Annotated in this window: 22 protein-coding genes; 21 read left to right on the plus strand and 1 reads right to left on the minus strand. The window is 43.5% G+C overall.

Annotation, left to right across the window (positions count from 1 at the left end):
* Positions 1-61: 61 nt before the first annotated feature.
* Positions 62-307 carry a hypothetical protein gene (locus PHN32_05515; protein ID MDD3777045.1) on the minus strand — a complete coding sequence of 82 codons (246 nt, stop codon included), beginning with the start codon at positions 305-307 and terminating at the stop codon, positions 62-64.
* Positions 308-545: 238 nt separating this feature from the next.
* Between PHN32_05515 and PHN32_05520 the strand changes: the two genes are divergently transcribed.
* The 21 genes from PHN32_05520 to PHN32_05620 all read left to right on the plus strand — a co-directional run bounded on the left by PHN32_05520 (position 546) and on the right by PHN32_05620 (position 24,195).
* Complete coding sequence (locus tag PHN32_05520) at positions 546-1,010, plus strand: MarR family winged helix-turn-helix transcriptional regulator (GenBank protein ID MDD3777046.1); 465 nt, start codon at positions 546-548, stop codon at positions 1,008-1,010.
* Entirely contained in the window at positions 994-2,376 is a 1,383-nt protein-coding gene (locus tag PHN32_05525; GenBank protein MDD3777047.1) for an MATE family efflux transporter, read from the plus strand. The genes PHN32_05520 and PHN32_05525 overlap by 17 nt, the downstream gene beginning before the upstream one ends.
* A 306-nt stretch (positions 2,377-2,682) precedes the next feature.
* Positions 2,683-4,182: a sugar ABC transporter ATP-binding protein gene (locus PHN32_05530; protein MDD3777048.1), complete on the plus strand. Its 1,500-nt coding sequence runs from the start codon at positions 2,683-2,685 to the stop codon at positions 4,180-4,182.
* Between the two features lie 112 nt (positions 4,183-4,294).
* On the plus strand, positions 4,295-5,431 hold the full coding sequence (locus PHN32_05535; GenBank protein MDD3777049.1) for a substrate-binding domain-containing protein: 1,137 nt from the start codon (positions 4,295-4,297) through the stop codon (positions 5,429-5,431).
* Between the two features lie 81 nt (positions 5,432-5,512).
* The gene (locus PHN32_05540) at positions 5,513-6,475 is read left to right on the plus strand and encodes an ABC transporter permease (protein ID MDD3777050.1); all 963 of its coding nucleotides are present in this window, start codon (positions 5,513-5,515) and stop codon (positions 6,473-6,475) included.
* Positions 6,476-6,487: 12 nt separating this feature from the next.
* Complete coding sequence (locus PHN32_05545; protein ID MDD3777051.1) at positions 6,488-7,480, plus strand: ABC transporter permease; 993 nt, start codon at positions 6,488-6,490, stop codon at positions 7,478-7,480.
* A gap of 85 nt (positions 7,481-7,565) precedes the next feature.
* Positions 7,566-9,524: an NAD(P)/FAD-dependent oxidoreductase gene (locus tag PHN32_05550; GenBank protein ID MDD3777052.1), complete on the plus strand. Its 1,959-nt coding sequence runs from the start codon at positions 7,566-7,568 to the stop codon at positions 9,522-9,524.
* A gap of 19 nt (positions 9,525-9,543) precedes the next feature.
* A complete protein-coding gene (locus PHN32_05555; GenBank protein MDD3777053.1) occupies positions 9,544-10,278 on the plus strand; it encodes an MBL fold metallo-hydrolase in 735 nt (244 codons plus the stop codon).
* Between the two features lie 78 nt (positions 10,279-10,356).
* On the plus strand, positions 10,357-11,496 hold the full coding sequence (locus PHN32_05560; GenBank protein ID MDD3777054.1) for an alanine--glyoxylate aminotransferase family protein: 1,140 nt from the start codon (positions 10,357-10,359) through the stop codon (positions 11,494-11,496).
* 34 nt (positions 11,497-11,530) lie between these two features.
* Positions 11,531-12,715: a M20 family metallopeptidase gene (locus PHN32_05565; protein ID MDD3777055.1), complete on the plus strand. Its 1,185-nt coding sequence runs from the start codon at positions 11,531-11,533 to the stop codon at positions 12,713-12,715.
* Positions 12,716-12,743: 28 nt separating this feature from the next.
* Complete coding sequence (locus PHN32_05570; GenBank protein ID MDD3777056.1) at positions 12,744-13,991, plus strand: uroporphyrinogen decarboxylase family protein; 1,248 nt, start codon at positions 12,744-12,746, stop codon at positions 13,989-13,991.
* Complete coding sequence (locus PHN32_05575) at positions 13,988-14,752, plus strand: IclR family transcriptional regulator (protein ID MDD3777057.1); 765 nt, start codon at positions 13,988-13,990, stop codon at positions 14,750-14,752. The genes PHN32_05570 and PHN32_05575 overlap by 4 nt, the downstream gene beginning before the upstream one ends.
* Before the next feature lie 174 nt (positions 14,753-14,926).
* Positions 14,927-15,964, plus strand: a complete 1,038-nt coding sequence (gene argC / locus PHN32_05580) for an N-acetyl-gamma-glutamyl-phosphate reductase (GenBank protein MDD3777058.1) — start codon at positions 14,927-14,929, stop codon at positions 15,962-15,964.
* Positions 15,965-15,975: 11 nt separating this feature from the next.
* A complete protein-coding gene (gene argJ, locus PHN32_05585; GenBank protein MDD3777059.1) occupies positions 15,976-17,193 on the plus strand; it encodes a bifunctional glutamate N-acetyltransferase/amino-acid acetyltransferase ArgJ in 1,218 nt (405 codons plus the stop codon).
* Between the two features lie 8 nt (positions 17,194-17,201).
* A complete protein-coding gene (argB, locus tag PHN32_05590) occupies positions 17,202-18,134 on the plus strand; it encodes an acetylglutamate kinase (protein MDD3777060.1) in 933 nt (310 codons plus the stop codon).
* Positions 18,118-19,329 carry an aspartate aminotransferase family protein gene (locus tag PHN32_05595; GenBank protein ID MDD3777061.1) on the plus strand — a complete coding sequence of 404 codons (1,212 nt, stop codon included), beginning with the start codon at positions 18,118-18,120 and terminating at the stop codon, positions 19,327-19,329. The genes argB and PHN32_05595 overlap by 17 nt, the downstream gene beginning before the upstream one ends.
* Positions 19,319-20,236, plus strand: a complete 918-nt coding sequence (argF, locus tag PHN32_05600) for an ornithine carbamoyltransferase (GenBank protein MDD3777062.1) — start codon at positions 19,319-19,321, stop codon at positions 20,234-20,236. The genes PHN32_05595 and argF overlap by 11 nt, the downstream gene beginning before the upstream one ends.
* Positions 20,237-20,239: 3 nt before the next feature.
* Positions 20,240-20,695, plus strand: coding sequence for an arginine repressor (gene argR / locus PHN32_05605; protein MDD3777063.1), 456 nt, complete (start codon positions 20,240-20,242; stop codon positions 20,693-20,695).
* Between the two features lie 9 nt (positions 20,696-20,704).
* Entirely contained in the window at positions 20,705-21,898 is a 1,194-nt protein-coding gene (locus PHN32_05610) for an argininosuccinate synthase (protein ID MDD3777064.1), read from the plus strand.
* The gene (argH, locus tag PHN32_05615) at positions 21,891-23,333 is read left to right on the plus strand and encodes an argininosuccinate lyase (protein MDD3777065.1); all 1,443 of its coding nucleotides are present in this window, start codon (positions 21,891-21,893) and stop codon (positions 23,331-23,333) included. Before PHN32_05610 ends, argH begins: the two co-directional genes overlap by 8 nt.
* Positions 23,334-23,355: 22 nt before the next feature.
* Positions 23,356-24,195 (plus strand): MBL fold metallo-hydrolase, encoded by an 840-nt coding sequence (locus PHN32_05620; GenBank protein MDD3777066.1) that lies wholly within the window; start codon positions 23,356-23,358, stop codon positions 24,193-24,195.
* The last annotated feature ends 65 nt before the right edge of the window (positions 24,196-24,260 follow it).

Genomic DNA, 24,260 nt, shown 5'->3' on the forward strand with positions numbered 1-24,260 from the left:
TAGGTATGGGCCATAAATCCTTTTGGTTACAAAGTTCAGCTAATGATATAGGTATTCGGCTTTAATTACAATTAAAAGTTGAATAAAACTTCACAGCCAGCAATTTTAAAAAGTAAGCCTCTTTTGGATTACTAATTTTAAAGATGCTATCTAAATGACGACGACCCTTATGGCTGTCCCCATATATTATATATTCAACAGAAAATGCTGCCGAGTCTTTCTTGTATTCTTTGACAATGGCAAAGAATCTTGTTTTTCCAATACCCAGCACTTTCTGTATATCGACCCTTTTTATCTTCTTTTCCACATACCTTGCTAGTAGATCTCTTATTTGTTTATCAGAGAACTTTTTATGTAACTGAGCCATAATATTTTGACCTTTCTATTTTTGGTCAAAAATTATAACTCATGTAGGGTGTTCACTTTTAACTTGTAGATCGTAAATAACGGTTCACTTTTAACTTGTAGATGACATTAAGCAATATGTGCTTGACAAAACCCCCAAAATTATTTAGCATTCTAATCTTTAGAAATCTAAATTAATTATGGCACAGCAAAAAGGGATAAAAGTTATACTGGATATTCTTAAAGTCCTGTATTCCTTAAAGAGGAATCTGGCTGGAGATATAAATGAAAAGGTCAAAGGCCATGACGTAGGCAGGTCGGAAGTTATATCTATAATGCATATGTATGTCCAGGGCAAAAAAAATATGGGACAACTGTGCCAGGATGTGGACCTGAAATCAGGAAGCCTTACTTCGGTTATAGATAACCTGGTAGCCAAGGGTTATGCTAAAAGGGAATATGATGCCAATGACCGCAGGAAAATAATTGTAGGGCTAACCGGCAAGGGGCAAAACCTGGGAAAACAAGTATGTGATTATGTGGAAGCCCATGCTTATGGGAAGATAGGGCAGCTTAAACCAAAAGATAGGGAAGAATTCTTTCATGCTATTGGGAAGCTGCAAAGCATAGTGGAAAGTTTTGAAAAACATGAGCTTAAAAAATAAAAGGAATATAGATAATCTACACAATAAGAGGATCGGCCCTCTTTTGGCTAAACTGGCCATCCCGGCTACCATCGGTATGCTGGCCAACAGCCTGTACAATGTGGTAGATACTATTTTTATCGGCAGGGGAATAGGTACATTGGCCATTGCCGGGGTAGGCATAGTATTTCCTATCCAGATGATAGTTATGGCCTCAGCTCAACTGGTAGGGCTGGGTTCAGCTTCCATGATTTCCCGCAGGCTGGGAGAAAAGGATTACGAGGGTGCCTCCAGGGTAACAGCTAACTCTTTTATGGCGGTAACCATACTGGGATTGGTGATAACTGCAATAGCATTGATATTTCCTGATGCCATATTAAGACTGTTTGGAGTTACCCCCAACATATACCCTTATGCCAGGGAATACCTTTCTACCATAACCCTGGGCTTTGTATTCTTTCCTTTTTTAGTGTCCACCAATAACCTTATCAGGGCAGAAGGGGACGCTAAAAACTCCATGATAATAATGCTTCTGGCTACCGGTTTAAATATTGTGCTGGATCCAATATTTATCTTTGTATTCGGCTTGGGTATAAGAGGGGCAGCCTATGCTACTGTTATCAGCCAGTTTGCCGGCTTTCTTTATGCTTTGATTTATTATGTGAGGGGCAAGAGCTGCCTGCATATAAAGCTAAGCCACTTTAAAATCAGGTGGAGCATTATAAAGGAGATAACCAGTCTGGGATTTGCCTCTTTTATCAGGCAGGTAAGCGGCAGTGTACTGATGATAATAGTGAACAATTCCTTAAAGATATACGGGGGGGATATAGCCATTGCCGCCTTTAGCGTCATCAACCGTATTGTCATGTTTGTAACCATGCCCCTGTTTGGCATAGTAGCTGCCGTGCAGCCCATAGTGGGCTACAATTATGGGGCTAAGAACATGTCCAGGGTAAAAGAAGCCTTAAAGGTTTCTATTTTTACTACTATGGTAATAGGAGGGTTCTTCTTTGCAGTGTTGCTGGCTTTTCCTGGTCCCATACTGAGGGTGTTTAGTAATGACCAGGCCCTGTTATCCTTAGCTGCTAATCCTTTACGGATTTTAATGCTTCTATTTCCCTTAATAGGCTTTCAAGTCATAGGAGCTGGCTTTTTCCAGTCTATCGGCAAGGCCAATCCCTCTATCATATTATCTATGAGCCGGCAAATACTGTTTTTAATACCATTGATTTTACTGCTGCCCCTGGCCATGGGTATTTCAGGCATATGGTTCTCTTTTCCCATAGCTGATTTTCTGGCAATATTGCTTACCGGATTTTTCCTGCTGCGTGAGTTGAGATTAATGGAAAAAAGAACCGAAATAAAACCAGCTTGCCAGGAAAGCTAGGGCACCCTTATAACTATAATTAATGGTTTGGCAGATTCTCAATATTCTATTCTTTCCTAATAATTTTCTATATAAATTCCATTACATTTATTGACTCAAAATACAGATATTGGTAAAATGTTTAAATATTTAAAACAGAATTTTACTATATGAAACTCTAGGCATTAAACTTCAAGCCTAATAACCAGCCTGGTTTAGGTTAAGTAATATTTTGCTGATATTAGAAAGGGTAAGTGCTATTATTATTAGTATAAAATACTTTCAATTTGAAATACTTTTAGTAAAACCTGGCTATAAAGAGAAGTAATGGAAAATCAGGAAATATTAAAAATACAAAACGTATCTAAAAGTTTTTCCGGAGTTAAAGTACTCAGAAATATTTCCCTTTCCCTGACCAAGGGAGAGACCCGGGCCCTGGTGGGGGAGAATGGTGCCGGTAAATCCACCTTAAATAAGATTATATGCGGTGTATACAACTATGACAGCGGCCAGATTAAATACAAGGGACAGCTGCTGCCCAAGGGTAATCCCATCAAAATGAAGGAAATGGGGATATTTATAATACCGCAGGACCTGGGACTTATGCATAATCTTACGGTAATGGAAAATATCCTATTAGGACGGGAATTCCGCAGGGTCGGTATCAGGAATTTAAAGAAATCCAGGGAAGTTTGCCAGAAGATCCTGGATGATATTGATATAAAGCTGGACCTGGATATACCGGTAAGGGACCTTACCATAGACCAGAGGCAGTTTGTGGCTATAGCCAGAGTTCTTTATGCCAATGCTGACCTGATTATAATGGATGAGCCTACCTCCACCCTTTCTAAAGGAGAGGTTAAAACCCTGTTTAGGATAATTGATAACCTGAAGCAGCAGAATATTACCATTATTTATGTATCCCATAAGATTGATGAGATTTTTGAGATTGCGGATAATGTGACTATCTTAAAAGACGGAAGCCTGGTAGAAACCACCCCTATAAAAGAAATAACTAAAAATGAAGTTATAAATAAGATGGTAGGAAGGACTCTGTCTAATATATTTCCTCCCAAAAAGGAGGATTTGGATGGCCAGAAGTTAATGACTCTGCAATCGGTGACGGTAAAAGACCATATATATGATATTGACCTGGATATAATAAAAGGCCAGATACTGGGCATAGGCGGGCTGGTAGGTATGGGACAGTCTGCTTTACTTAATACCATATTTGGCATATATAGAATAGATTCGGGAACCATAACCTATGAAGGCAAAAAAATAACCCATGCCAGTCCGGCTCATTCCATTAATAACGGCATCCATTATGTTTCCAGTGACCGGGAAACCGAAATGCTGTTTTTATGCCGCAGCGTTAAGGAAAACATCTCCATTGCTACCATAACTGATTATAAGCAGGTTATGGGTTTAAACAGGGAAAAAGAACTAAACGTTGTAGATGAAAAGATTGATGAATTTAATATAGCTACTGCCGGAAGGAACCAGGAAGTCCAATACTTAAGCGGCGGAAACCAACAGAAAGTCATACTGGCCAGGTGGCTGGTAAACAAGCCCAAACTTTTTTTGCTGGATGAACCCACCCAGGGTATAGACGTGGGGACCAAGGAGGATATATACCAGACCCTAAGACAGCTGGCTAATGAAGGGATAGCCATTGTAGTGGTATTAAGCGACATGATTGAACTGCTGGGTTTATGTGACCGGATTGCTGTAATGTATGAAGGGCGGGTAACCAGGGTTTTTGAAAACAGGGAAGTTAGTGAAGAAAAGATAATGCTGGCTGCCAGCGGAAAAATTGAAGAATAATTTTTAAAAATATGATTGAGGGGGTGGGGTAAAGGTAAATATTTTATAAGCTTACCGGGGTTGTTTTCTAGAATGTAATAGCAATCCTCAATATCAATAAAAAGGAGGAAAAGTGAAAGGTAAACTAAAACTAATATTAATTTCCACATTTCTGCTGGTATTTGTAGTAGGAATGGCAGCCACCTACGGCTGTGCTGCTGAAGAACCAGCAGCTGAAGCTCCTGCTGCTGAAGAACCTGCCGCTGAAGAACCTGCTGCTGAAGAACCGGCAGCCGAAGAGCCAGTTGCTGAGGAACCTGCAGCCGAAGAGCCGGCAGCAGAAGGCGAAAAATTTGTTATTGGCTATGATATATACTGGGTAGGAAATGCCTGGTCACTGCAGCTGGCAGAGGAATTCAAGTATGCATTGGAGCAGGAATATGCTGATATGGTAGAAGAAGTACACTATACCAGCTCTGATGGTGATGTAGCTAAAAACCTGAGCAACTTTGAAGACCTGGTAGCTAAAGGCTGCGATATTATATTTGTTACTCCGCAGACTCCTGATAACCTGGTAGATGCTATAAATGCTGCCATGGATAAAGGAATCAAGGTAATTGTGCATTCAGCACCTATTAACAGCGATAATTATACCGCTTATATCTGTACTGATGACTTTGAGTGGGGCGAATCAGCTGCTACCTACATCGCAGATGCTGTTGGTGGGGAAGGCAAGATAGCTATGATAAACGGCTTGGCTGGTTCAGGCGCTGCTAATGATACTTATGAAGGCGCTATGTCTGTATTTAACCAATATCCGGACATAACCACCCTGCCTGAGGTATATGGAGACTGGGATTTCAGTAAAACCAAGATAGTTATGCAGGACTTGCTGGCTGCACACCCTGACATTGCCGGGGTTTGGACTTTCTCAGAGCCCAGAGCTGTAGTTGAGACCTATATTGATAATGACCTTCCTTTCGTGCCTATTCCATTCCATGGTGAAAACGGTGAAATGAAATTATGGCAGCAATACAAGGATGAAGGCCTGGAAGCACAGGTAGTAGTTAAACCTTCAACCATGAGTGTAGATGCACTGCACATTGGAATGAAAGCCCTCATGGGAGAACCATTTGACAAAGATACCATCATTCCTTCTGACATTTATACCGTGGATGATATCGATAGCCTGATTCTTCCTGACCTACCTGATAAAATCAGGGTTCCGACCTATCTGCCGGAAGAAAAACTAAGAGAGCTGTTTGAATAAAACATGCTGTATGGGGTATCGGGTGGCCATCAAGGCCACCCGATATAAAAGAAATGAAAATTTATAAAAGGACAAAGATTAATGACCACTAACTCTACTGGGTCCGGTTTTAGTTTAAAAAAACTGAACAGATATTCTTCAGTTATCTATACTTATATTTTTTTGATACTGGTTTTTGCCGTTTTCTATATTTTCTTTCCAATTTACCGCTCCTCTGCCAATCTTTCCAATTTGCTGGTACAAATTGCCCCATTAGCCATAGTAGCCATAGGCCAGGGAGTGGTGCTAATAGGGGGAGGGGTTGACCTTTCTATCGGGTCGGTTATTTCATTGACTACGGTGATTGCCGCCAACCTTATGGGCAGCTCCACCGGAGGCATACTGCTGGGCTTAATCATGATTTTTGCCATTGCGGTACTGATAGGCCTGGTTAACGGAGTCATCTGCAATGAAACCCATATCCCGCCCTTGATTGTAACTTTAAGCATGTCTTATGTGGTACAGGGAATTGTGCTGTGGTATAGAAATACCCCTGGAGGATCCGTACCAAGGGCTTTTAGCAGTGCGATTCTTTACCGGGTGGGCATATTATCAGTGCCCCTGGTAATAGTAATAATTGTTTATGCCTTTTTTATGTTCCTTATGCACCGCAGCGTATTTGGCCTTCATACTTATGCCGTGGGTGAAAACGAGACTTATGCCCGTATGGCAGGGGTTAATGTCAAGAAGGTAAGAATTGGCAATTATATCATATCCTCTATACTGGCGGCGGTAGCCGGTTTGATACTGGCCAGCAGGATTGGCTCCGGGGCACCCTTAATCGGGGATCCCTTTACCCTGGATTCATTAACCGGAGCCATAATCGGCGGTATGACTTTTGCCGGGGGAGAGGGATTTATCATTGGCAGCCTGGGCGGCGCTGCTATTGTAGGCATGATGAGCAATGCCTTGAATATGAGTGGGGTAGAGCCTTTTTATCAGTACATATTCAGGGGTGGATTGCTCATACTGGCCATGATAATAAATTCTTTTAAGAGAAGATAGGATAATAACAATATGAAAGATGCTAACCAACAGAATCTGGCAGCTAACCAGAAATTTGATTTCAAGCAGTTTTTTGTCAGGATCTTCCAGAAAAGCGGGGTATATATCTCCCTGGTAATATTGCTGATAATAGCAGGCATACTTTCACCGCGCCTGCTTGAACCCAACCATCTTTTATTTATCCTGCGTATTGCTTCTATCCTAGGCATTATCAGCATAGGGCAGACCCTGCTTATTATTTCCAGGGGTATTGATCTTTCCGTGGGTGCTTCTGCCACTCTTATCATGGCTTTGATTTCAGGTGTTTCCATGGGCCAGAACCGCCTTACTTTCCCGGTTATCCTTATGGCTTTGGCGGTAGGGGTACTGGTAGGGATGGTAAATGGCTTTTTGGTAGTAAGATTTAAAATTTCACCGTTGGTAGGCTCGCTGGGTGTGATGAGCCTTATCACCGGTATCACTTATATATACACCAAGGGATTTGCCCGGGGGGAAGCCCCGGATGCAATTGCCTATATGGGCCACGGCAAGCTATTCGGCTTTCTTCCCGTATCCATAATCATATGGGCAGTTATAGCTGTAATCGTAATCCTGGTGTTAGGTAAAACTTCTTTTGGCCGTTATATATTTGCCTGCGGGGCTAACCCCCGGGCAGCTTTTATGACCGGCATTAACCCTAATAAAATTTTGTTTTACGTATATATGATAAGCGGACTGCTGACCGCTATTGCAGCTCTAATCTGGGCAGGATACCTAAGAAGTCCCACCCTGGTAGGCGGGGAATATTATCCCTTGGATTCACTTACCGCCGTTATTATCGGCGGCACGACTTTTGCCGGTGGCAAGGGCAGCATAATAGGTACCATTGTAGGGGTTATCATAATTTCCCTGTTATCCAGCCTGCTTAACATGCTGGGATTAGGCCAGGGAGTAAAACTGCTTTTCCAGGGACTGATAATAATGCTTATGGTGTTTGCCTATACTGGAAGGAAGACCATCAGCTAGCCTGGTGGATAAGGCAGGCAAAACCTAAAGCTGTTTTTAACAATATTGCTAAGTGTGGCAAATAACTCAACCATGGAGGTAGAAAATGGAACTGAAATCGTTATTTAAACCAATAAAACTGGGCCAGCTGGAAGTGCCTAACCGGGTGGTGCTGGCTCCCATGGGTACCAGCCTGTACAGCCCGGATGACACCTGGCCCCGCAGGACCATTAGATATTTTGAAGAAAGGGCCATAGGGGGCGTGGGACTAATTCTAACCTCTTTTACCAGGGTTCATGATAAACTGGCTACCGGTTCATCTCCATTGACCGGTATCTATGATGACCGGCTGATACCTTCCCATCAGGAAATGACTGGAAAAGTCCATAAACACGGATCAAAGATAATATTGCAGATAGCCCTGCATGGCTGTAAATTCGGGGGAGCAGAGGCTCCTTCATCTATCTATAGCCTAAACTATAATATAAAGCCCAGGGAGCTTACTACCGATGAATTGGACTTTCTAATAGATTGCTTTATAAAAGCAGGAGACAGGGCTTATGAAGCTGGTTATGATGGGGTTGAAGTGCATGGAGGCTACAGCTACCTTATAGGGCAGATGATTTCTCCTGCCTTAAATTTAAGGCAGGATAAGTATGGGGGAAGCTTTGAAAACAGGATGAAGTTTCCTGTAGATATAATAAAGGGCATACAAAAACGGCACCCTGATTTTACAGTGGGCTTTAAATACAGCGCTTATGAATGGCTGCCGGGAGGAGTGGATCTTGACCTGGCTAAAAAAATGGCTGAATATGTAGTGTCTGAAACCGGGGTACACTTTTTGGATATTGCCAGCTCTTCATCTACCACCATGGTTAAAACCAGTAAATATTCCCATGTTCCTCCGGTCTATATTCCCCGGAATACCCTGATGCCATTAGCGGAAGCAATTAAGAAAACAGTGCCTAATATACCGGTATTGGCCAATGGGGCTATCAGTGTACCCCAGGAAGCTGATGAGGCTATAGAGGCAGGAAAATGTGATATGGTGGCAGTAGGAAGGGCATTGATTGCTGATCCTCACTGGGCCAGGAAGGCAGAGTCAGGAAACAGCCGCAGCATTACTCCCTGCATCAGGTGTAACATATGCCACCACCAGCTCTGGCTGGGTACTCCACTCTGCTGTTCTGTAAACCCTTATGTGCTCAAGGAATCCGACCAATACCTGCCTGAGCCTGTAATAAAAAAGAAGGTAATGGTAATAGGGGCCGGCCCTGCCGGCATGAGGGCTGCCATTACTGCAGCTAAAAGGGGCCATGAGGTAACCATCTATGAAAAGAGTGACCATGTAGGAGGAATGATGTATCCGGGAAGCAGGCCAGCGTTCAAGGATGATGTAGGCCGGGCCCTGGAATGGTTTAAATATGAACTGGAGCAGAATAAGGTGGAAGTAAGACTAAACACTACGGTTACCCCGGAACTGGTAGAAAAAACCAATCCTGACGCTTTGGTAATAGCTATTGGAGCTGCCCCCATTATGCCCGACGTACCGGGAATGGATAAACCCCATGTGGATTCTGCAGTAAATATTTTAACCGATATATCTAAATACAAGGGCAGCAAGGCAGTAGTGGTAGGAGGCGGGGAGGTAGGTTGTGAAACTGCCTGCTTCCTGGCGGATAACGGTTATGAGGTAACCCTGGTAGAGGTTTTGAGAGATATACTGGTAGAAACCGAGATCACTGAAATAAAGCTAAGGTTAACCGACCTGATGAAGGAAAAGAATGTCAAGGTTATGACTGAGACCAAACTTAATGCCATCACCGATGAGGGAGCAGAGGTAATAGTACCCTATGATACCCAGATGGGCTTGGCGGAAGGGGGCAGGGAAGAAGGCCTGGATGCTGATTTGGTAGCCATAGCGGTGAACCAAAAAGCAGACCAGGACCTTATAAAGATATTGTCCATGAAAGCCCTGGAGGTTCACACTATTGGTGACTGCGTGAATGTAGCCAGGATAAGGGAAGCAGTAGAGGCTGGAGAGCTAGTGGGAAGAACCCTGTAAAATTAACTGGAGGTATGAATTGAGAATTACTAAAAATATATACCTGGTGGGAAGCGGCCACTATGGGCTTTCCAATGAATTTGACTGCAGCATATATGTAGTAGATTGCCAGGGACAGCTGGCATTGATAGATGCCGGGCTGGGGCGGCAGCCTGAGCTAATTGTGCAAAATATGGAAAACGATGGCCTGGATCCTGAAAAGATATCTGCGGTTCTGTTAACCCACTCCCATGCTGATCATGGGGGAGGGGCAGCCTGGTTTAAAAACAGGTATGGTTGCCTGGTGTATATCAGCAAGGAAGAAGAAGATATTGTAAATACCGGGGATGAAAAAAAGTTGTCCCTGGATGTGGCCAAAAAAAGCGGACTGTATTACCCTGATTACCAGTTTGAGCCCTGCCCGGAAACACGCTCTATTAGTGATGGGGACACCATAGAGGTTAACCAGGTGATTTTTGAATCTATCATAGTGCCCGGACACAGCCAGGGCTCTACTTGTTTTAAAGTGAACCTGGAAGAGGGCCTGGCCCTGTTTACCGGAGATGTAGTATTTGCGGAAGGCATTATAGGGCTGCTTAATTGTAATGGATCAGGCCTGGGGCCTTATCGGGAAAATATAGGCAAACTGGCAGATCTGGGCATTGAGCTGCTATTTCCGGGACACCGTGTATTTGTGGTTTCGGAAGGGCAAAAACATATAGATACCGCTATAGAGGCTTTACAGCAGCTAAGCGTACCCAAAAATTTTATATAATTAATTGCCCTGCAGGGACAATAGGCTTAAAATAGCCGCAATTATTTAACTTAAAGCAGTTGTCAGATGGAGGAAATAATGAAATACCTATTGATGATACCTGGCCCGGTGGAAAGCCCTGGGCAGATAATTGAAGCCTTTAACGGTCAAACCGTTGCCCATTATGGTGCAGAATTCAGGGATTTGTACCTGGATACAGTGGATCAACTTTCTGCTATCATGGGTACCGAAGGCCAGTCTTACCTCATTCCAGGGTCAGGATCAACTGCCCTGGAAGCCATAGGGGCTAATTTCTGCCATGGCAAGAAATGCCTGGTAATAAATAACGGCCATTTTGGCGACAGAATTTATGATATAGCTAAAAGTTATGCTGCTCACTTGGACCAGATAATTTTTCCCAAGGGTTCCCCCTGCGACCTGGAAGCTATCGAGCAGAGGCTGCAGGCTAATAGCTATGATGTGGTTTGGATGGTCCATGTAGACACCAGCATAGGTATCTTAAATCCCATAAGGGAGGTAGCAGCCCTGGCCAAAAAATATAAAGCCTGGATGTTTGTAGATGCTATTGCCAGCGGTGGAATAGAAGAAATTAAAATGGATCAATGGGGTATAGATGCAGTAGCTAATGCTACCCAGAAAGGGCTGGCCTGTCCGGCAGGATTTGGACTGCTTACGGCAGGCAAAAAGATTTTAAGCAAGCTGGATAGTGAATTTAGCCCCACTACCTGGTGCCTTAACCTTAAAGTTTGGGTTGAATATTACCATATGTGGAATGACTGGCATCCTTTCCCGGTAAGCCTACCTACCAATTTGGTAAAAGCCCTGAAGGTAAGCCTGGATATGATAAATCAGCAGGGGATAGAAAACCGCCTGGCTTTCTACCGCCAGGTTTCAGAAAAGCTGATCAAGGCTATTGAGGTACTGGGCCTGGGCTTGTTTGTCCCCAGGAACAGCACCGCCCATGGCCTTACCGCAGTAAGCACCGGGGGTAAATTTGATGCTTCCCAGTTTAAGAATTTCCTGGTTAAAAATTATAATATAATGATAGGCGGTTCCCTGGATGAGGACATGAAAACTACAGTATTTAGAATTGGACATATGAGCACAGAGCAATGCCTTACCAGGAACCTGGCTGCAGTAATCAGCGGCCTGGGGGCCTATATGAGGGCCCAGGGCTTGGAAGTCAACCTGGACGATGCCATAGCACAGCTGCAGTAAAAGACAGGTTCATAGGATAAAGGAGAGAAAAGTATTGGATAATTTACTGAATTTGCTGATTAAATCCATAAATAAAAAAGAAGTACTGGGCCTGCTAAAAGACCTTATGTCTGTAGAGGGCCATATAAACTGTCCTGGACAGGAGCAGGAAATAAGCAGCCTGGTATATGAGCTGGTTAAAGGTGCAGGCATAGAGGTAAATGTCCAGCCGGTAGAACCGGGACGCAACAATGTTATCGCCAAAGTTGCAGGCCAGGGCAAAAAAAAGAGCCTAGCTTTAAACGGCCACCTGGATACCGTTCCTCCTAGTGAGGAGATGGAAGATTTCAGGCCCAGGCAAAGAGATGGGAAGATATTCGGCCTGGGTTCAGCAGATATGAAGGGGGGAGTGGCCGCCATGATCTACAGCATGATGCTGGTAAAAAGGTTAGGAATTGAGCTGGCAGGCGACCTTTATTTTACAGGGGTGATTGGCGAAGAATCGGGGGGTACCGGTACCCGCTATTTGATTAATGAAAGCGGGTTTAAAGCTGATTATCATATAGTGGGTGAACCTACCCAGCTGAAGGTGGTAAATTCCCACAAGGGGGTATCCCGGTACCAGGCCACCATTAAGGGTAAAGCGGTGCACGCCAGTATGCCTTACAAGGGGCTGAATGCTATCAGGGCTATGGCTGGTTTTATACAGCTGGTAGACCATAATTACCTGCCCCTGCTGGCTTCCAGAAAGCAGCCTCAAGTGGGCAGCGCTACCATTAATTACGGCATTATACAGGGTGGAAAAGATATCAACATCGTGGCGGATAGATGTATCTTAAAGATAGACCGGAGATGGACGCAACAGGAGCAGGATATGGATATTAAAGCAGAACTGGAAGCTTACCTGAGACAGGCCTGCCGGGAAGAAGAAGGCTACCAGTATCAGCTAAAATCCCTTCTTCCTGCCAATGCCTATTACGGTCCTTTCTATATTCCTCCAGACCATGAATTTATGTCTGTATGCAGGCAGGCTTACCAGCGCCTGGGACTCAAATTTGAAAACTGCGGCATGCAAGGCTGGACAGATGGAGCCACCATATGGCATAAGGGATATCCCACCTTGATTATTGGTCCGGGCAGTATAGAAAATGCCCATACTGCGGGAGAATTCATAATAATAGATGAGCTGATAGAAGCAGTTAAGATTTACCTGTCTTTAATCTGTGAAATCTGTATCTAATTTTTTGTAACTTAACCTAAATTTTAATATGAACTCTAGGCAAAGAGTAGAAGCAGTATTAAACCATCAGCTGCCGGACCGGGTTCCCATAGATTTTGGCAGCACCAGGACTACGGGTATAACTACCATAGCCTATAATCAACTGGTCCGGAAACTTGGCTTAAATGAACCCCTGCCCCGGATGTATGATGTGGTGCAGCAACTATGCTATCCGCAACAGCCAGTAAAAGATTTTTTTAAAGTAGACGCTATTGATGCCGGCCAGGCTTTTTATAGTGACAGCAATTACTGGAAACCTTTCATCCTGCATGATGGGTCACAGTGCTTGGTCCCTTCCTGGCTAGACCTGGTGCAGGACCAACAGGGGACAAAGGTATTTGACCAGCAGCAAACCTTGCTGGGCATTATGCCGCCCCAATCCTACTATATTGACCAGACCTACTGGGTATACGGCCAAATGGATAAGTTCCCGGAACATATTGAAGCCAGTCATCTGGCCCGGGACCTATGGGCTTATACTACTCCGCCTCCTGGAAATATGGATTTAGGGGAAAGTTCCCAGGCTCAAAAATTTAGGCAGGGCATAAAGGAAATGTATGAACAAACCGATTATGCCCTGGTGCTTAGGTTTGGAGGCAACCTGGTGGAAAGCGGATTCAGCACCAGGGGGATGGAAAATTATTTCTGTGACCTTTACCTGGACCCTGCCGGTGTAAACCGTTTCCTGGAAACACTTATGGAAGATTATCTAAAAAATTTGGCCCGTGTGCTGGACCTGGCAGGGCAGTATTTAAGCGTAATTATGTTTGCCGATGATATGGGCAGTGAACAAAGCCCCTTTTTTTCTAAAGATATTTACCAAAAATTTTTTAAAAACAGGCATAAGCAAATGTGGGACCTGGTACACAGCAAAAGCAGCTGCAAGGTATTTTTGCATTCTTGCGGCTCAATCTATGAATTAATTCCGGATTTGATAGAAGCAGGCCTGGATGTTATCAATCCAGTACAGATTACTGCCCGGGACATGCAGCCGGAAAGGCTGAAAAAAGAATTCGGCCGGGACCTAATATTCTGGGGAGGTTGTTGTGACAGCAGGACGGTACTGGGCAGCGGAACCCCGGAGCAGGTGAGGCAGCATGTAAGAAAAAACATGGAAATACTGGGGTACGGCGGCGGCCTGGTATTTAACCAGATTCATAATATACAGCCGGGTGTTCCTGCTGAAAACATAGTGGCCATGTTTGAAGCCGCTTATGAATATGGAGAATATAAATGAGGTCCCTGGATAAAGTCTTTACCATAATTGAAACCTTAAAAGTACACAAAGAAGCCAGGCTTTATGAAATTGCCCAGTGGTCAGGCCTGAACAAGAGCACAGCTTACCGCATACTGTCTAAGCTGCAAAAAAAAGATTATGTTCAGGTAAACCCGGATAGTAAAAAATACAGCCTGGGACTTAAGTTCATAGAGATTGCCAATACCCAGATGGAAAATTTTAGCCTGATTAAGGCATCCAAAGAAGTAATTGATGATCTTAATAACCGTACCAAGGAAACCATACACCTGGTAATGGTGTTGGGAGAAAAAGCCATATATATTGATAAAAGGGAAAGCCAGAACCCGGTACGGATGTATTCCCGCATTGGCCTGGAAGTGCCTTTCTATTGTACTGCAGTAGGCAAGGCCATACTGGCTGCCATGCCTGAACACCAAAGGGAAGAAATAATGGATAGCATTGAATTTATAGTTTATACCCAAAAAACCATTACCAACCAGGAACAGTTAAGGCAAGAAATCAAAGTAATACAAAAAAAAGGTTTTGCCCTGGATAACCAGGAAATGCAGGATAATATCATCTGTATAGCAGCCGCCATTAAGGATTACCGGTCCATGGTGGTGGGGGCTTTAAGCCTTACCCTTACCCTTTACTCTCCCAATATTGGAGACCCCCAATCCTATGCGCGGCTGGTAATGGATTCAGCCCGAAAGATCTCCCGTAACCTGGGGCATGTTGATAAAAGCCAGGGATTGACCTAAAAATTAGCTGCTTATAAATTTTGGCCCGGCCAGCCAGCTAAATATATGGTTAGGAAGGTGTTAGGACAGGGGACAAAATCAAAGTAACAGTTTATAACTTATAAAAAATAATTTGCATAATATACATAATTTATGTATAATTTGCACTTATTATAAATAAATAAACATAATGGCATGCAAAAGAAAATAAAAGCGGCAGTTATTGGTGGTTCAGGCCTTACTGGAACTGAGCTGATTAAAATTATATTGGGGCACAGTGGCCTGGAACTGGCCTATGCCACCAGCAGGACCTATAAAGGTAAAAAGATAGGGGAGGTTTTCCCCGGCATTGGCTGCAGCCAGAAATATGTGGAAACACTAAACAAAAGCCAGCTTAAGCAAACTGACGTACTGTTTTTATGCCTGCCTCCTCATGATTCCATGCAATACATGGCCAAGGTTTTATCGATCTATGAGGGAATAGTAATTGATGTAGGCTCAGATTTCAGGCTAAACAGCGCTTCCCAGTATAAAAAATGGTATCAGGCTGACCATTTATTGCCGGATTTATTGGATAAGTTTGTATATGGGCTTCCGGAGGTAAACCGAAACCAAATTAAAGGAGCAAATTTTATAGCTAATCCCGGATGCTACCCTACTTCGGTGCTGCTGGCCCTTTACCCCTTGCTGGACAGCAAGTTAATTAATCCAGAAAGCCTGGTCATTGATTCCAAATCCGGGATAAGCGGGGCTGGAAGAAAACTTAAGGAAGCTTACCAGTTTTTAAACCTTTCTGAAAACTTTTATGCTTATTCTCCCCTGGGGCACCGCCATACAGGGGAGATTGAGCAGGAAATTGCTAAAATTTATGGAAAGAAGCTTAAAGTTAGCTTTACTCCCCATCTGCTGCCGGTAGACCGGGGTATATTTTCCTCCCTGTATGTACCGGCAGTAAACCTGGATGAGAAAAAAGTGGCAGAAACCTATCACCATTATTATCAGCAAAGCCTGTTTGTAAAATATGTAAACCATATTCCTCAAATCAGGCAGGTGGCAGGGACCAATAACTGCCTTATAGCTTCTGCCTATGATAAGGATAGTAAAATATTAAAAATATTTTCGGTTATAGACAATTTAGTAAAAGGGGCAGCTGGCCAGGCTGTCCAGAATATGAATATAGCCCTGGGACTGGAAGAAGACCAAGGATTAAGGCTGCAGGGTATCCGCACTTGAAAGGAGGACCAATGGATTTTGAATTACTAACAGACGGTACTATTACTGATGTACCAGATTTTTGGGCAGGTTCTGCCCATTGCGGTTTAAAAACCAGAAGTAAAAGGGATGATATCTGTATCATCTATACCCCCCTGGATACCGTGGCTAGTGCTGTATTTACCACTAATCTTTTTGCTGCTGCCCCAGTAATAGTTTGCAGGGAGCAGCTACAGCAGGGGCGTAATATAAAAGCAGTGGTAGTAAACGCAGGTATTGCCAATGCCTGTACCGGCCAGCAGGGCTATCTTAATTGCCTTAAAACCATAAAAATGGCGGCTGTACAGCTTAACCTGAAACCAGAAGAAGTGCTGGCTACTTCTACCGGGGTTATAGGAAAGCAATTGCCCATGGATATGATTAGCCGGGGGATAAAGGAATGCAGCCAAAAGCTTAGCCTTAAAGGGGGCCATGATGCCGCTGCAGCTATTTTGACTACCGATAAGATTAAAAAAGAAATAGCGGTAAAAGTAAACATAGGTCCTGGCCAAGATGTAGTTATAGGAGGAATAGCCAAGGGCTCAGGGATGATTGAGCCCAATATGGCTACCATGCTGGCTTTTTTAGCTACTAATGCCCATATTGAAAAAAAGGCCCTGGATAAATTGCTGATGCAGGGGGTAGAGGACAGCTTTAACTCCATTACTGTAGATGGCTGCCAGAGTACCAATGACATGGTACTGGTACAGGCTAATAGTCAAAGCGGGGTCCATATAAAGGAAGGTAATGCCGGGTGGAAGGCTTTTAGTAAGGCTTTCTTTTATGTGCTGCAGTTTTTATCTAAAAAAATAGTGGAGGACGGAGAAGGGGCTACTAAATTGGTGCAGGTTACAGTTGAAGGTGCTGCCCAGAAGCAGGCTGCCAAGGCCATAGCCAAAAAGGTGGCCAACTCTAATTTGTTTAAAACCGCAGTTTACGGCCAAGATCTTAACTGGGGCAGGATTTGTGCTGCCATGGGGGCTTCAGGCCAGGATTTTGATCCGGATAAAGTGGACCTGTACCTTAATGAGATATGCATAGTTAAAAACGGGCTGGAGCAGGAATATGATGCTGGGGCTGCCCAGGATTTAATAAAAGGCCGCCAGATGGAGTTTAGGATAAGTTTAAACCAGGGAAAGCAAAAGTCCGTGGTGTGGACTTCGGACCTTTCCCATGACTATGTATCTATAAATGCCACGTATACCACCTGAGGGAAAAAATGGAAAAAGAAATAAAATATTTTACAGGAAATTTGGAAGAAAGGTATTCCACCACAGTAGGCCTGCTGCTGGAATCGCTCCCTTATATAAAGCAGTATTTTAACCGGATAGTGGTAGTAAAAGTGGGTGGAGCCATGATGGAGGATGACCGGATCTTAAGCAGTGTACTGGATGACCTGGTGCTGATGAAGTATGTAGGGATAAAGGTGGTGCTGGTACACGGGGGAGGAAAACAGATATCGGAACTGATGCAGCAAAAAGGGATAAAACCCAGGTTTGTGGATGGACTGAGGGTAACCGGTAAACAGGTAATAGAGATAGTAAGGATGGTGCTGGTAGGCCAGGTTAACGGCAAAGTGGTAACCTACCTGAACCGCCATGGCAAGATTGCAGTGGGAGTGTCCGGAAATGATGCCAGCTTTATAAGGTGCAAGAAAATGGAATACATTAAAGACGGTAAAGTAATTGACTTGGGCTTTGTAGGTGAGATTACCGGTATTGACTCCTATTTTTTAACAGATTTGCTGGAAGATGGGTTTATACCGGTTATAGCTCCCCTGGGGGTGGACGGCCAGGGCAATGTCTATAATATCAATGCTGATACCTTTGCTTCCCGGATTGCAGTAGCTTTGGCAGCAGAAAAGTTGGTATCCCTTACTGACGTAGACGGAATACTAAGAAAGGTAAAGGGGGAAAGCAAACTGGTGTCATCCATAACCAAAAAGAAGTGCCTGGAAATGATTGATAGCGGAGAAATAGACAAAGGCATGATACCAAAGGTATCAGCCTGTATTGATGCCCTGGAAGGACAGGTAAGGCGGACCCATATACTTAACGGCAATAAGCAGCATTCCATCCTGGCAGAAATTTTTACTGACAAGGGCATTGGAACCATGATTGTTAAGGAGGATTTTAGTGAAGACCAATATTGAAATATTTAATGATGGGCAGAAATACCTGATGCATACCTACAGCCGGCTGCCGGCAGTTTTTGAAAAGGCTAAAATGCAGTATCTGTGGGATGCGGAAGGACATAAATATACCGATTATATTGCCGGGTACGGGTGCCTTAATGTGGGCCATTCCAATCCGGCGGTAGTAAAGGCCATATCCAGGCAGGCAGCCAGGATTATACAGCCTTCCAACCTCTATTTTAACCTGCCACAGGTAGAGCTGGCCAAAAAGATATGTGCTGTTACCCAGTTTGGGCAGAAAGTTTTTTTTGCCAATAGCGGTACAGAAGCGGTGGAGGGCGCTATTAAGCTGGCCCGTAAGTATTCGGCCGAAAAATACAACCGGGACCGGCACCAGATCATATCTTTCTACCATTCTTTTCACGGCCGTACCCTGGGGGCACTGTCTGCTACCGCCCAGGAAAAGAAACAGAAAGAGTTTGAACCTTTGCTTGAAGGTTTTAAGTATGCCCACCTAAATGACCTGGAATCAGTAAACCAGCAAATAAGTGATAAAACCTGTGCCGTAATCATTGAGCCCATTCAAGGGGAAGGCGGTGTCAATCCTGCAGATAAGCTGTTTTTGGCCCAATTGTCTGAATTGTGCACCAAGAAAGATATTTTGCTGATAGCAGATGAAATACAGACAGGTATAGGGCGGACGGGGGCTATGTTTGCTTATCTTAAGTACGATATTGTACCGGATATAGTAGTTATGGCTAAAAGCCTGGGCGGGGGAATGCCTATAGGGGCTATTGTAACCAATGAGCATATTGCCAGCTATTTTGGGCCGGGATCCCATGGCTCTACTTTTGGAGGCAATGCTGCTTCTTGTGCGGCAGGGTGTGCGGTTTTGGATTATATGGAAGATAAGAAGCTGGTAGACCGGGCAGAAAAAATGGGCCAGTATTTTAACAGCAAATTAAATGGCTTGAAAAATAAATACAGCATAGTCAAGCAGGTCAGGGGAGCCGGTTTGATGCTGGGAATGGAATTCAGCCAGCCTATAGCTTCCCAGCTGGTAGAAAAGGCATTGGCTGATTACCTGATTATAAATAAGGTCTCGGACCATACTTTAAGGTTTTTACCGCCCTTGATCATAACCAAAGCCAATATTGACCGGTTAATAAAATGGCTGGACCAACAATTAAGGGAGGCTACCTATGAAGATTAAACATTTGCTTAGCTTAAAAGATTATCCCCTGGAGACCATAGATTATTTGTTAAAACTAGCTACCAGGATAAAGAAGGGCAAGTTTCTATATAAGGATCTACTGGCAGGAAAATCCATAGGCATGCTTTTTGATAAGCATTCTACCCGGACCAGGCTTTCCTTTGAAGCAGGCATAAACCAGCTGGGAGGCCATCCTATTTACCTGGATGCAAAAAATATGCAGCTTTCCCGGGGGGAATCCATACCTGATACGGCCAAGGTTCTTTCCCGATACCTGGATGGCCTAATTATAAGGACTTTTGCTCACCAAACAGTAGAAGAATTTGCTGCCAGCAGCAGTATCCCTGTAATTAATGGCTTAACTGATAAGTATCACCCTTGCCAGGCACTTTCCGACTTGTTTACCTTATTTGAAATGGGGCTGCTCAATAAGACTTTGAAATTCTGCTATTTGGGAGACTGCAATAATGTCAGCAATAGCTTAATGATAGGTTTTGCCAAGCTGGGATTGGATATTACTATTGGCTGCCCGGCAAAATATGGGCCGGCAGGCTGGATAATAGAATGGTTTGAAAAAGAAGCCAAAACCACAGGCAGCAAGCTTAAGATAATAAATGATCCGTACCAGGCGGTCCAAGAAGCACAAGTTATTTATACTGATGTTTGGATAAGCATGGGTGATAAAGAAGATCAGCAAAAAATAAAAGAGCTTGAACCTTTCCAGGTAAATGGCAGCCTGCTCCAAAAAGCAGGCCAGTCGGTAAAGGTTATGCATTGCCTTCCTGCACATAGGGGGATGGAAATAACCGATGAGGTTATGGACAGCAGCCATTCCATAGTATGGCAGCAGGCCGAAAACCGGCTGCATGCACAGAAAGCATTATTGGTATATATTTATTCGAGGTGAGTGATGAAAAGAGACGAACGTCTAAAAGCTATCAAGGAAATAGTATTGAGCAAAAAGGTATCTTCCCAGGAGCAGCTTCAGGAAGAACTTAAAGAAAAGGGATTTGAGGTAACCCAGGCTACTGTTTCCAGGGATATCAACCATTTGAGGCTGGTTAAGGTTAGAAATTACCGCCAGCAGGAGTTCTATACCCTGGGCAGGCGCTATCAGGAAGACACTACTTTTAATATTGAAAAACTAAAAGCAAAATTTAAGGAAAGTGTCATTAGCCTCAATAGAGCTTATAATATATTGGTACTAAAAACCTATCCCGGGGAGGCCCAGGGGGTAGCCGCTATAATAGACGGAGTCAATTTTTTAGAGGTTTTAGGGACAGTAGCTGGAGATGATACCATTATTTGTATAGTGGATACTAAAGATAATGGCATTAAATTAGAGAAGTTATTAAATGATTTTTAAGGAGAAAAAATGAAAAAGATTGTATTGGCTTATTCTGGAGGCCTGGATACCTCCATTTCCATAAACTGGCTGAAAGAAAATTACGGTTATGAGGTTATTGCTGCTTTGGTGGATGTAGGCCAGCCAGATGATTTGGAGCAGGCTTACAGCAGGGCTTTGGAGGTAGGGGCAGCCAAAGCATTAATTATTGATGCTAAACAGGAATTTGTTTCTGATTATGTACTGCCGTCCATTAAGGCTAACCTGGCTTATGAAAAGAAATACACCCTGGCTACTGCTTTAGCTAGGCCGCTTATTGCCAAAAAACTGGTAGAGACAGCCCAGGCAGAAGGGGCAGAGGCAGTGGGACATGGCTGTACCGCCAAGGGAAATGACCAGGTAAGGTTTGATGTGGCTATAAGGTCCCTTGATCCTAGCCTGGATATCATCGCTCCCCAGAGGGTATGGAACATATCCAGGGACCAGGCTATAGAATATGCACAGGAGCATAATATAAGGATTACGGTTACTAAAAAAAGCCCTTACAGCATAGATGAAAATTTTTGGGGCAGAAGCATAGAATGCGGAGTCCTGGAAGACCCTTACCAGGAACCTCCCTCAGATATTTACGGATGGACTGCCATCACCAAGGATTGCCGGGATAATGAATATATAGAGATAGAATTCAAGCAGGGGGTTCCGGTGGCTTTAAACGGAAAGAAGATGGGTGCTGCTGAGTTAATTACCCAGGTAGGCAAAACAGCGGGAGCCTATGGCATAGGAAGGGTGGATATGGTAGAAAACCGCCTGATAGGCATTAAGTCCAGGGAAATTTATGAAGCACCGGCAGCAGTGGTGCTCATAGAAGCACACCGGGAACTGGAAGCTTTGGTGTTGGACCGGGAACTGGCTCACTACAAGTATATGCAGGAAGATAAATTGGCAGAGCTGGCTTACTATGGCCTTTGGTTTACTCCCTTAAGGCAATGCATTGCTGCCTTCATAGAGGAATCCCAGAAACATATAACCGGTAAGGTTAAAGTTAAGCTGGGATACAAGCATTTTGCCGTAGTGGGAAGAAAGTCCCCCTATTCCCTGTATGATATGGACTTGGCCACCTATGACCAAAAAGACCAGTTTGATCCCAAACACTCAGAAAGCTTTATTAAAGTATGGGGTTATCCCTATGAGTTATTAGGTAAAAAGGGAAGGATAGATGGATAAGATCTGGAAGGGAAGGATCCAGAAAAAGACCCATGAACTGGTAGATAAGTTTACAGGGTCCCTGGATATAGATAAGGACCTATATATTTACGATATCATGGGCAGTATGGCTCATGCTGCCGGTTTAAATTCTGCAGGCATTATAGATGATGCCACCTTTGCTAAACTGTTACAGGGCTTGGATGAAGTTAAACAGTCCATAGAAAAGGGCCCCTTATCGGGTTTTGAGGATATTCACAGCCTGATAGAAAGCAGGCTTATAGAAAAGGTAGGGGAGGCAGGTAAAAAAATCCATACCGGCCGGAGCAGGAACGACCAGGTGGTTACCGATGAAAGGCTGTATGCCAAACAGGCAATAGTCCAGCTTTTGGAAGGTTTGATAGATCTGCAATCAAGTTTGCTTAATCTGGCGGAGAAGAATATTAATACGGTTATACCGGCTTATACTCATCTGCAAAAGGCCCAGCCGGTACTGGCTGCCCATTACCTTTTATCTTTTTTTACTAAATTTTCCCGGGACCTGGACAGCTTAGCGGGTTGCTTTAAGGCCTGTGACTCCCTGCCCCTGGGGGCTGCGGCCTGTGTGGGCAGCGGATATAAACTGGACCGTAAACTAATAGCTAAGCTTTTAAAGTTCTCTGCGCTTGACTATAATTCTCTGGACACTGTATCCAGCAGGGATTTTATGCTGGATATTATTTATGCCTGTTCCAAGGTCATGCTGCACCTTAGCAGGATCAGCGAAGACTTTATCATTTACGCTTCCCAGGAGTTTTCCTATATAGAAATTGATGATGCTTTCTGCACCGGAAGCAGTATCATGCCCCAGAAAAAAAATCCAGATGTGCTGGAGCTGATCAGGGGAAAAAGTGCGGTAGTAATGGGGAACCTTAATCAGCTAATGATGCTGTTAAAGGGGCTGCCTATGGCCTATAACCGGGACTTGCAGGAGGATAAGGGCATATTGTTTGAGGCAGTTGGCCATACTGCAAAAAGCATAGAAATATTTGCAGCTTTGCTGCAGAATATGGAGTTTAAACCGGCAGAGGATAAATTAAAGGGAAGCTTTATGCAGGCTACAGATATTGCTGATTACCTGGTGGCTAAAGGGGAAAGCTTCAGGAATTCGCATAATATTGTGGGACGGCTGGTAGCTTATTGCGTAGAAAAAGGAATAGATTTTGATCAGTTAACGCCACAAGAGTTACAGGAATTTTCCCCTTATTTTACTGATGATTTTTACCAGGTAATAAGTATAGAATCCTGTATTGATTCCAAAAAAGTAGATTGCGGTACCAGCAGGAGCAGTGTAGAAAAAAATATTAAGGACGCCGGAGAAACATTACACGCTAAATCATCGTTATTAGTTAACTTAAAACAAAAATTAATAAATTATGAACAGTTAATAAATTTAATACAAAAATCTTTTAAGTAACTAATTAGTATGGGGGGTACTGATGATAAATAATTTCAATATGTTTTACGGAAATGATGTAGTCAATTCCATATTTATCCAAGATGAAGATAGCCTGGTTATAGTAGACACTGGAGTTCTGGAAAGAAAACAGGAATTGCTGGATGAGATTGCCAAGCAGCATTATGAAAAGTTATTTATAGTCATTACCCATGCCCATGCTGACCATATCGGTAATAATTTTGCCATAAAGGAAAAGTTTAACCCGGTATTTATTTCTAATATTTATTCCAAGGGCCTGCTGGAAGATTATGAATTCCAGTATGATCAAATAGTGGGCAAAGCTAAGGATGAATATGATGTTGATGCTAGCACCAGAAGCTGGTATTTCGGGCTCATTGACCAGGCAGTAAGTATAGATATTGCTTTCTATGACCAGATGGAACTCAATTTGGGCAACCGTCAGTTTCAAATCATGCACCTTCCGGGGCATACGGTAGGGGACCTAGGTATAATAGATAAGGAAAATAAGCTGCTGATAGTAAGCGAACTAATATTTAAGCATTCCCGGGAAATGATTATTTATATTGAAGACTACAAGGGATATTTGGAGAGCCTGGATAAGATAGAAGCCCTGGTCAATGATTATAGCATCAACACCATGCTTACTGCACATGAGCAGGAACCCATATGCGGTAAAGATAATATTCTGGATATAATTGACTATAACCGCCAGTACATAAACAAGCTTAAAGATGATTACCAGAAACTTTATCAGCAGAACAAATCATTAAGGGAAACTGCAGCCCAGATCTGTGATATGTATTCCAAGAGCTACACTTTTGATTCGGTTATAACCGGAAAAGCCCTGCTGGGGCTGTAATTTGTCCATTAATTCAGGCAGCAGCTGCAAACAAGCTATAAATAAATAGCTTCAGATAAGCTTAT

The sequence above is a fragment of the Actinomycetota bacterium genome (assembly GCA_028698215.1).
Classification (GTDB): domain Bacteria; phylum Actinomycetota; class Humimicrobiia; order Humimicrobiales; family Humimicrobiaceae; genus Halolacustris.

What these genes read in the sequence shown, in the direction of transcription:
- argF (MDD3777062.1), top strand. Translation starts at nt 19,319, where the DNA reads ATGAAGATTAAACATTTGCTTAGCTTAAAAGATTATCCCCTGGAGACC.
- PHN32_05560 (MDD3777054.1), top strand. Translation starts at nt 10,357, where the DNA reads ATGAAATACCTATTGATGATACCTGGCCCGGTGGAAAGCCCTGGGCAG.
- PHN32_05525 (MDD3777047.1), top strand. Translation starts at nt 994, where the DNA reads ATGAGCTTAAAAAATAAAAGGAATATAGATAATCTACACAATAAGAGG.
- argJ (MDD3777059.1), top strand. Translation starts at nt 15,976, where the DNA reads ATGGATTTTGAATTACTAACAGACGGTACTATTACTGATGTACCAGAT.
- argH (MDD3777065.1), top strand. Translation starts at nt 21,891, where the DNA reads ATGGATAAGATCTGGAAGGGAAGGATCCAGAAAAAGACCCATGAACTG.
- PHN32_05530 (MDD3777048.1), top strand. Translation starts at nt 2,683, where the DNA reads ATGGAAAATCAGGAAATATTAAAAATACAAAACGTATCTAAAAGTTTT.
- PHN32_05545 (MDD3777051.1), top strand. Translation starts at nt 6,488, where the DNA reads ATGAAAGATGCTAACCAACAGAATCTGGCAGCTAACCAGAAATTTGAT.
- PHN32_05550 (MDD3777052.1), top strand. Translation starts at nt 7,566, where the DNA reads ATGGAACTGAAATCGTTATTTAAACCAATAAAACTGGGCCAGCTGGAA.
- PHN32_05620 (MDD3777066.1), top strand. Translation starts at nt 23,356, where the DNA reads ATGATAAATAATTTCAATATGTTTTACGGAAATGATGTAGTCAATTCC.
- argC (MDD3777058.1), top strand. Translation starts at nt 14,927, where the DNA reads ATGCAAAAGAAAATAAAAGCGGCAGTTATTGGTGGTTCAGGCCTTACT.
- PHN32_05610 (MDD3777064.1), top strand. Translation starts at nt 20,705, where the DNA reads ATGAAAAAGATTGTATTGGCTTATTCTGGAGGCCTGGATACCTCCATT.
- PHN32_05575 (MDD3777057.1), top strand. Translation starts at nt 13,988, where the DNA reads ATGAGGTCCCTGGATAAAGTCTTTACCATAATTGAAACCTTAAAAGTA.
- argB (MDD3777060.1), top strand. Translation starts at nt 17,202, where the DNA reads ATGGAAAAAGAAATAAAATATTTTACAGGAAATTTGGAAGAAAGGTAT.
- PHN32_05520 (MDD3777046.1), top strand. Translation starts at nt 546, where the DNA reads ATGGCACAGCAAAAAGGGATAAAAGTTATACTGGATATTCTTAAAGTC.
- PHN32_05540 (MDD3777050.1), top strand. Translation starts at nt 5,513, where the DNA reads ATGACCACTAACTCTACTGGGTCCGGTTTTAGTTTAAAAAAACTGAAC.
- PHN32_05570 (MDD3777056.1), top strand. Translation starts at nt 12,744, where the DNA reads ATGAACTCTAGGCAAAGAGTAGAAGCAGTATTAAACCATCAGCTGCCG.
- argR (MDD3777063.1), top strand. Translation starts at nt 20,240, where the DNA reads ATGAAAAGAGACGAACGTCTAAAAGCTATCAAGGAAATAGTATTGAGC.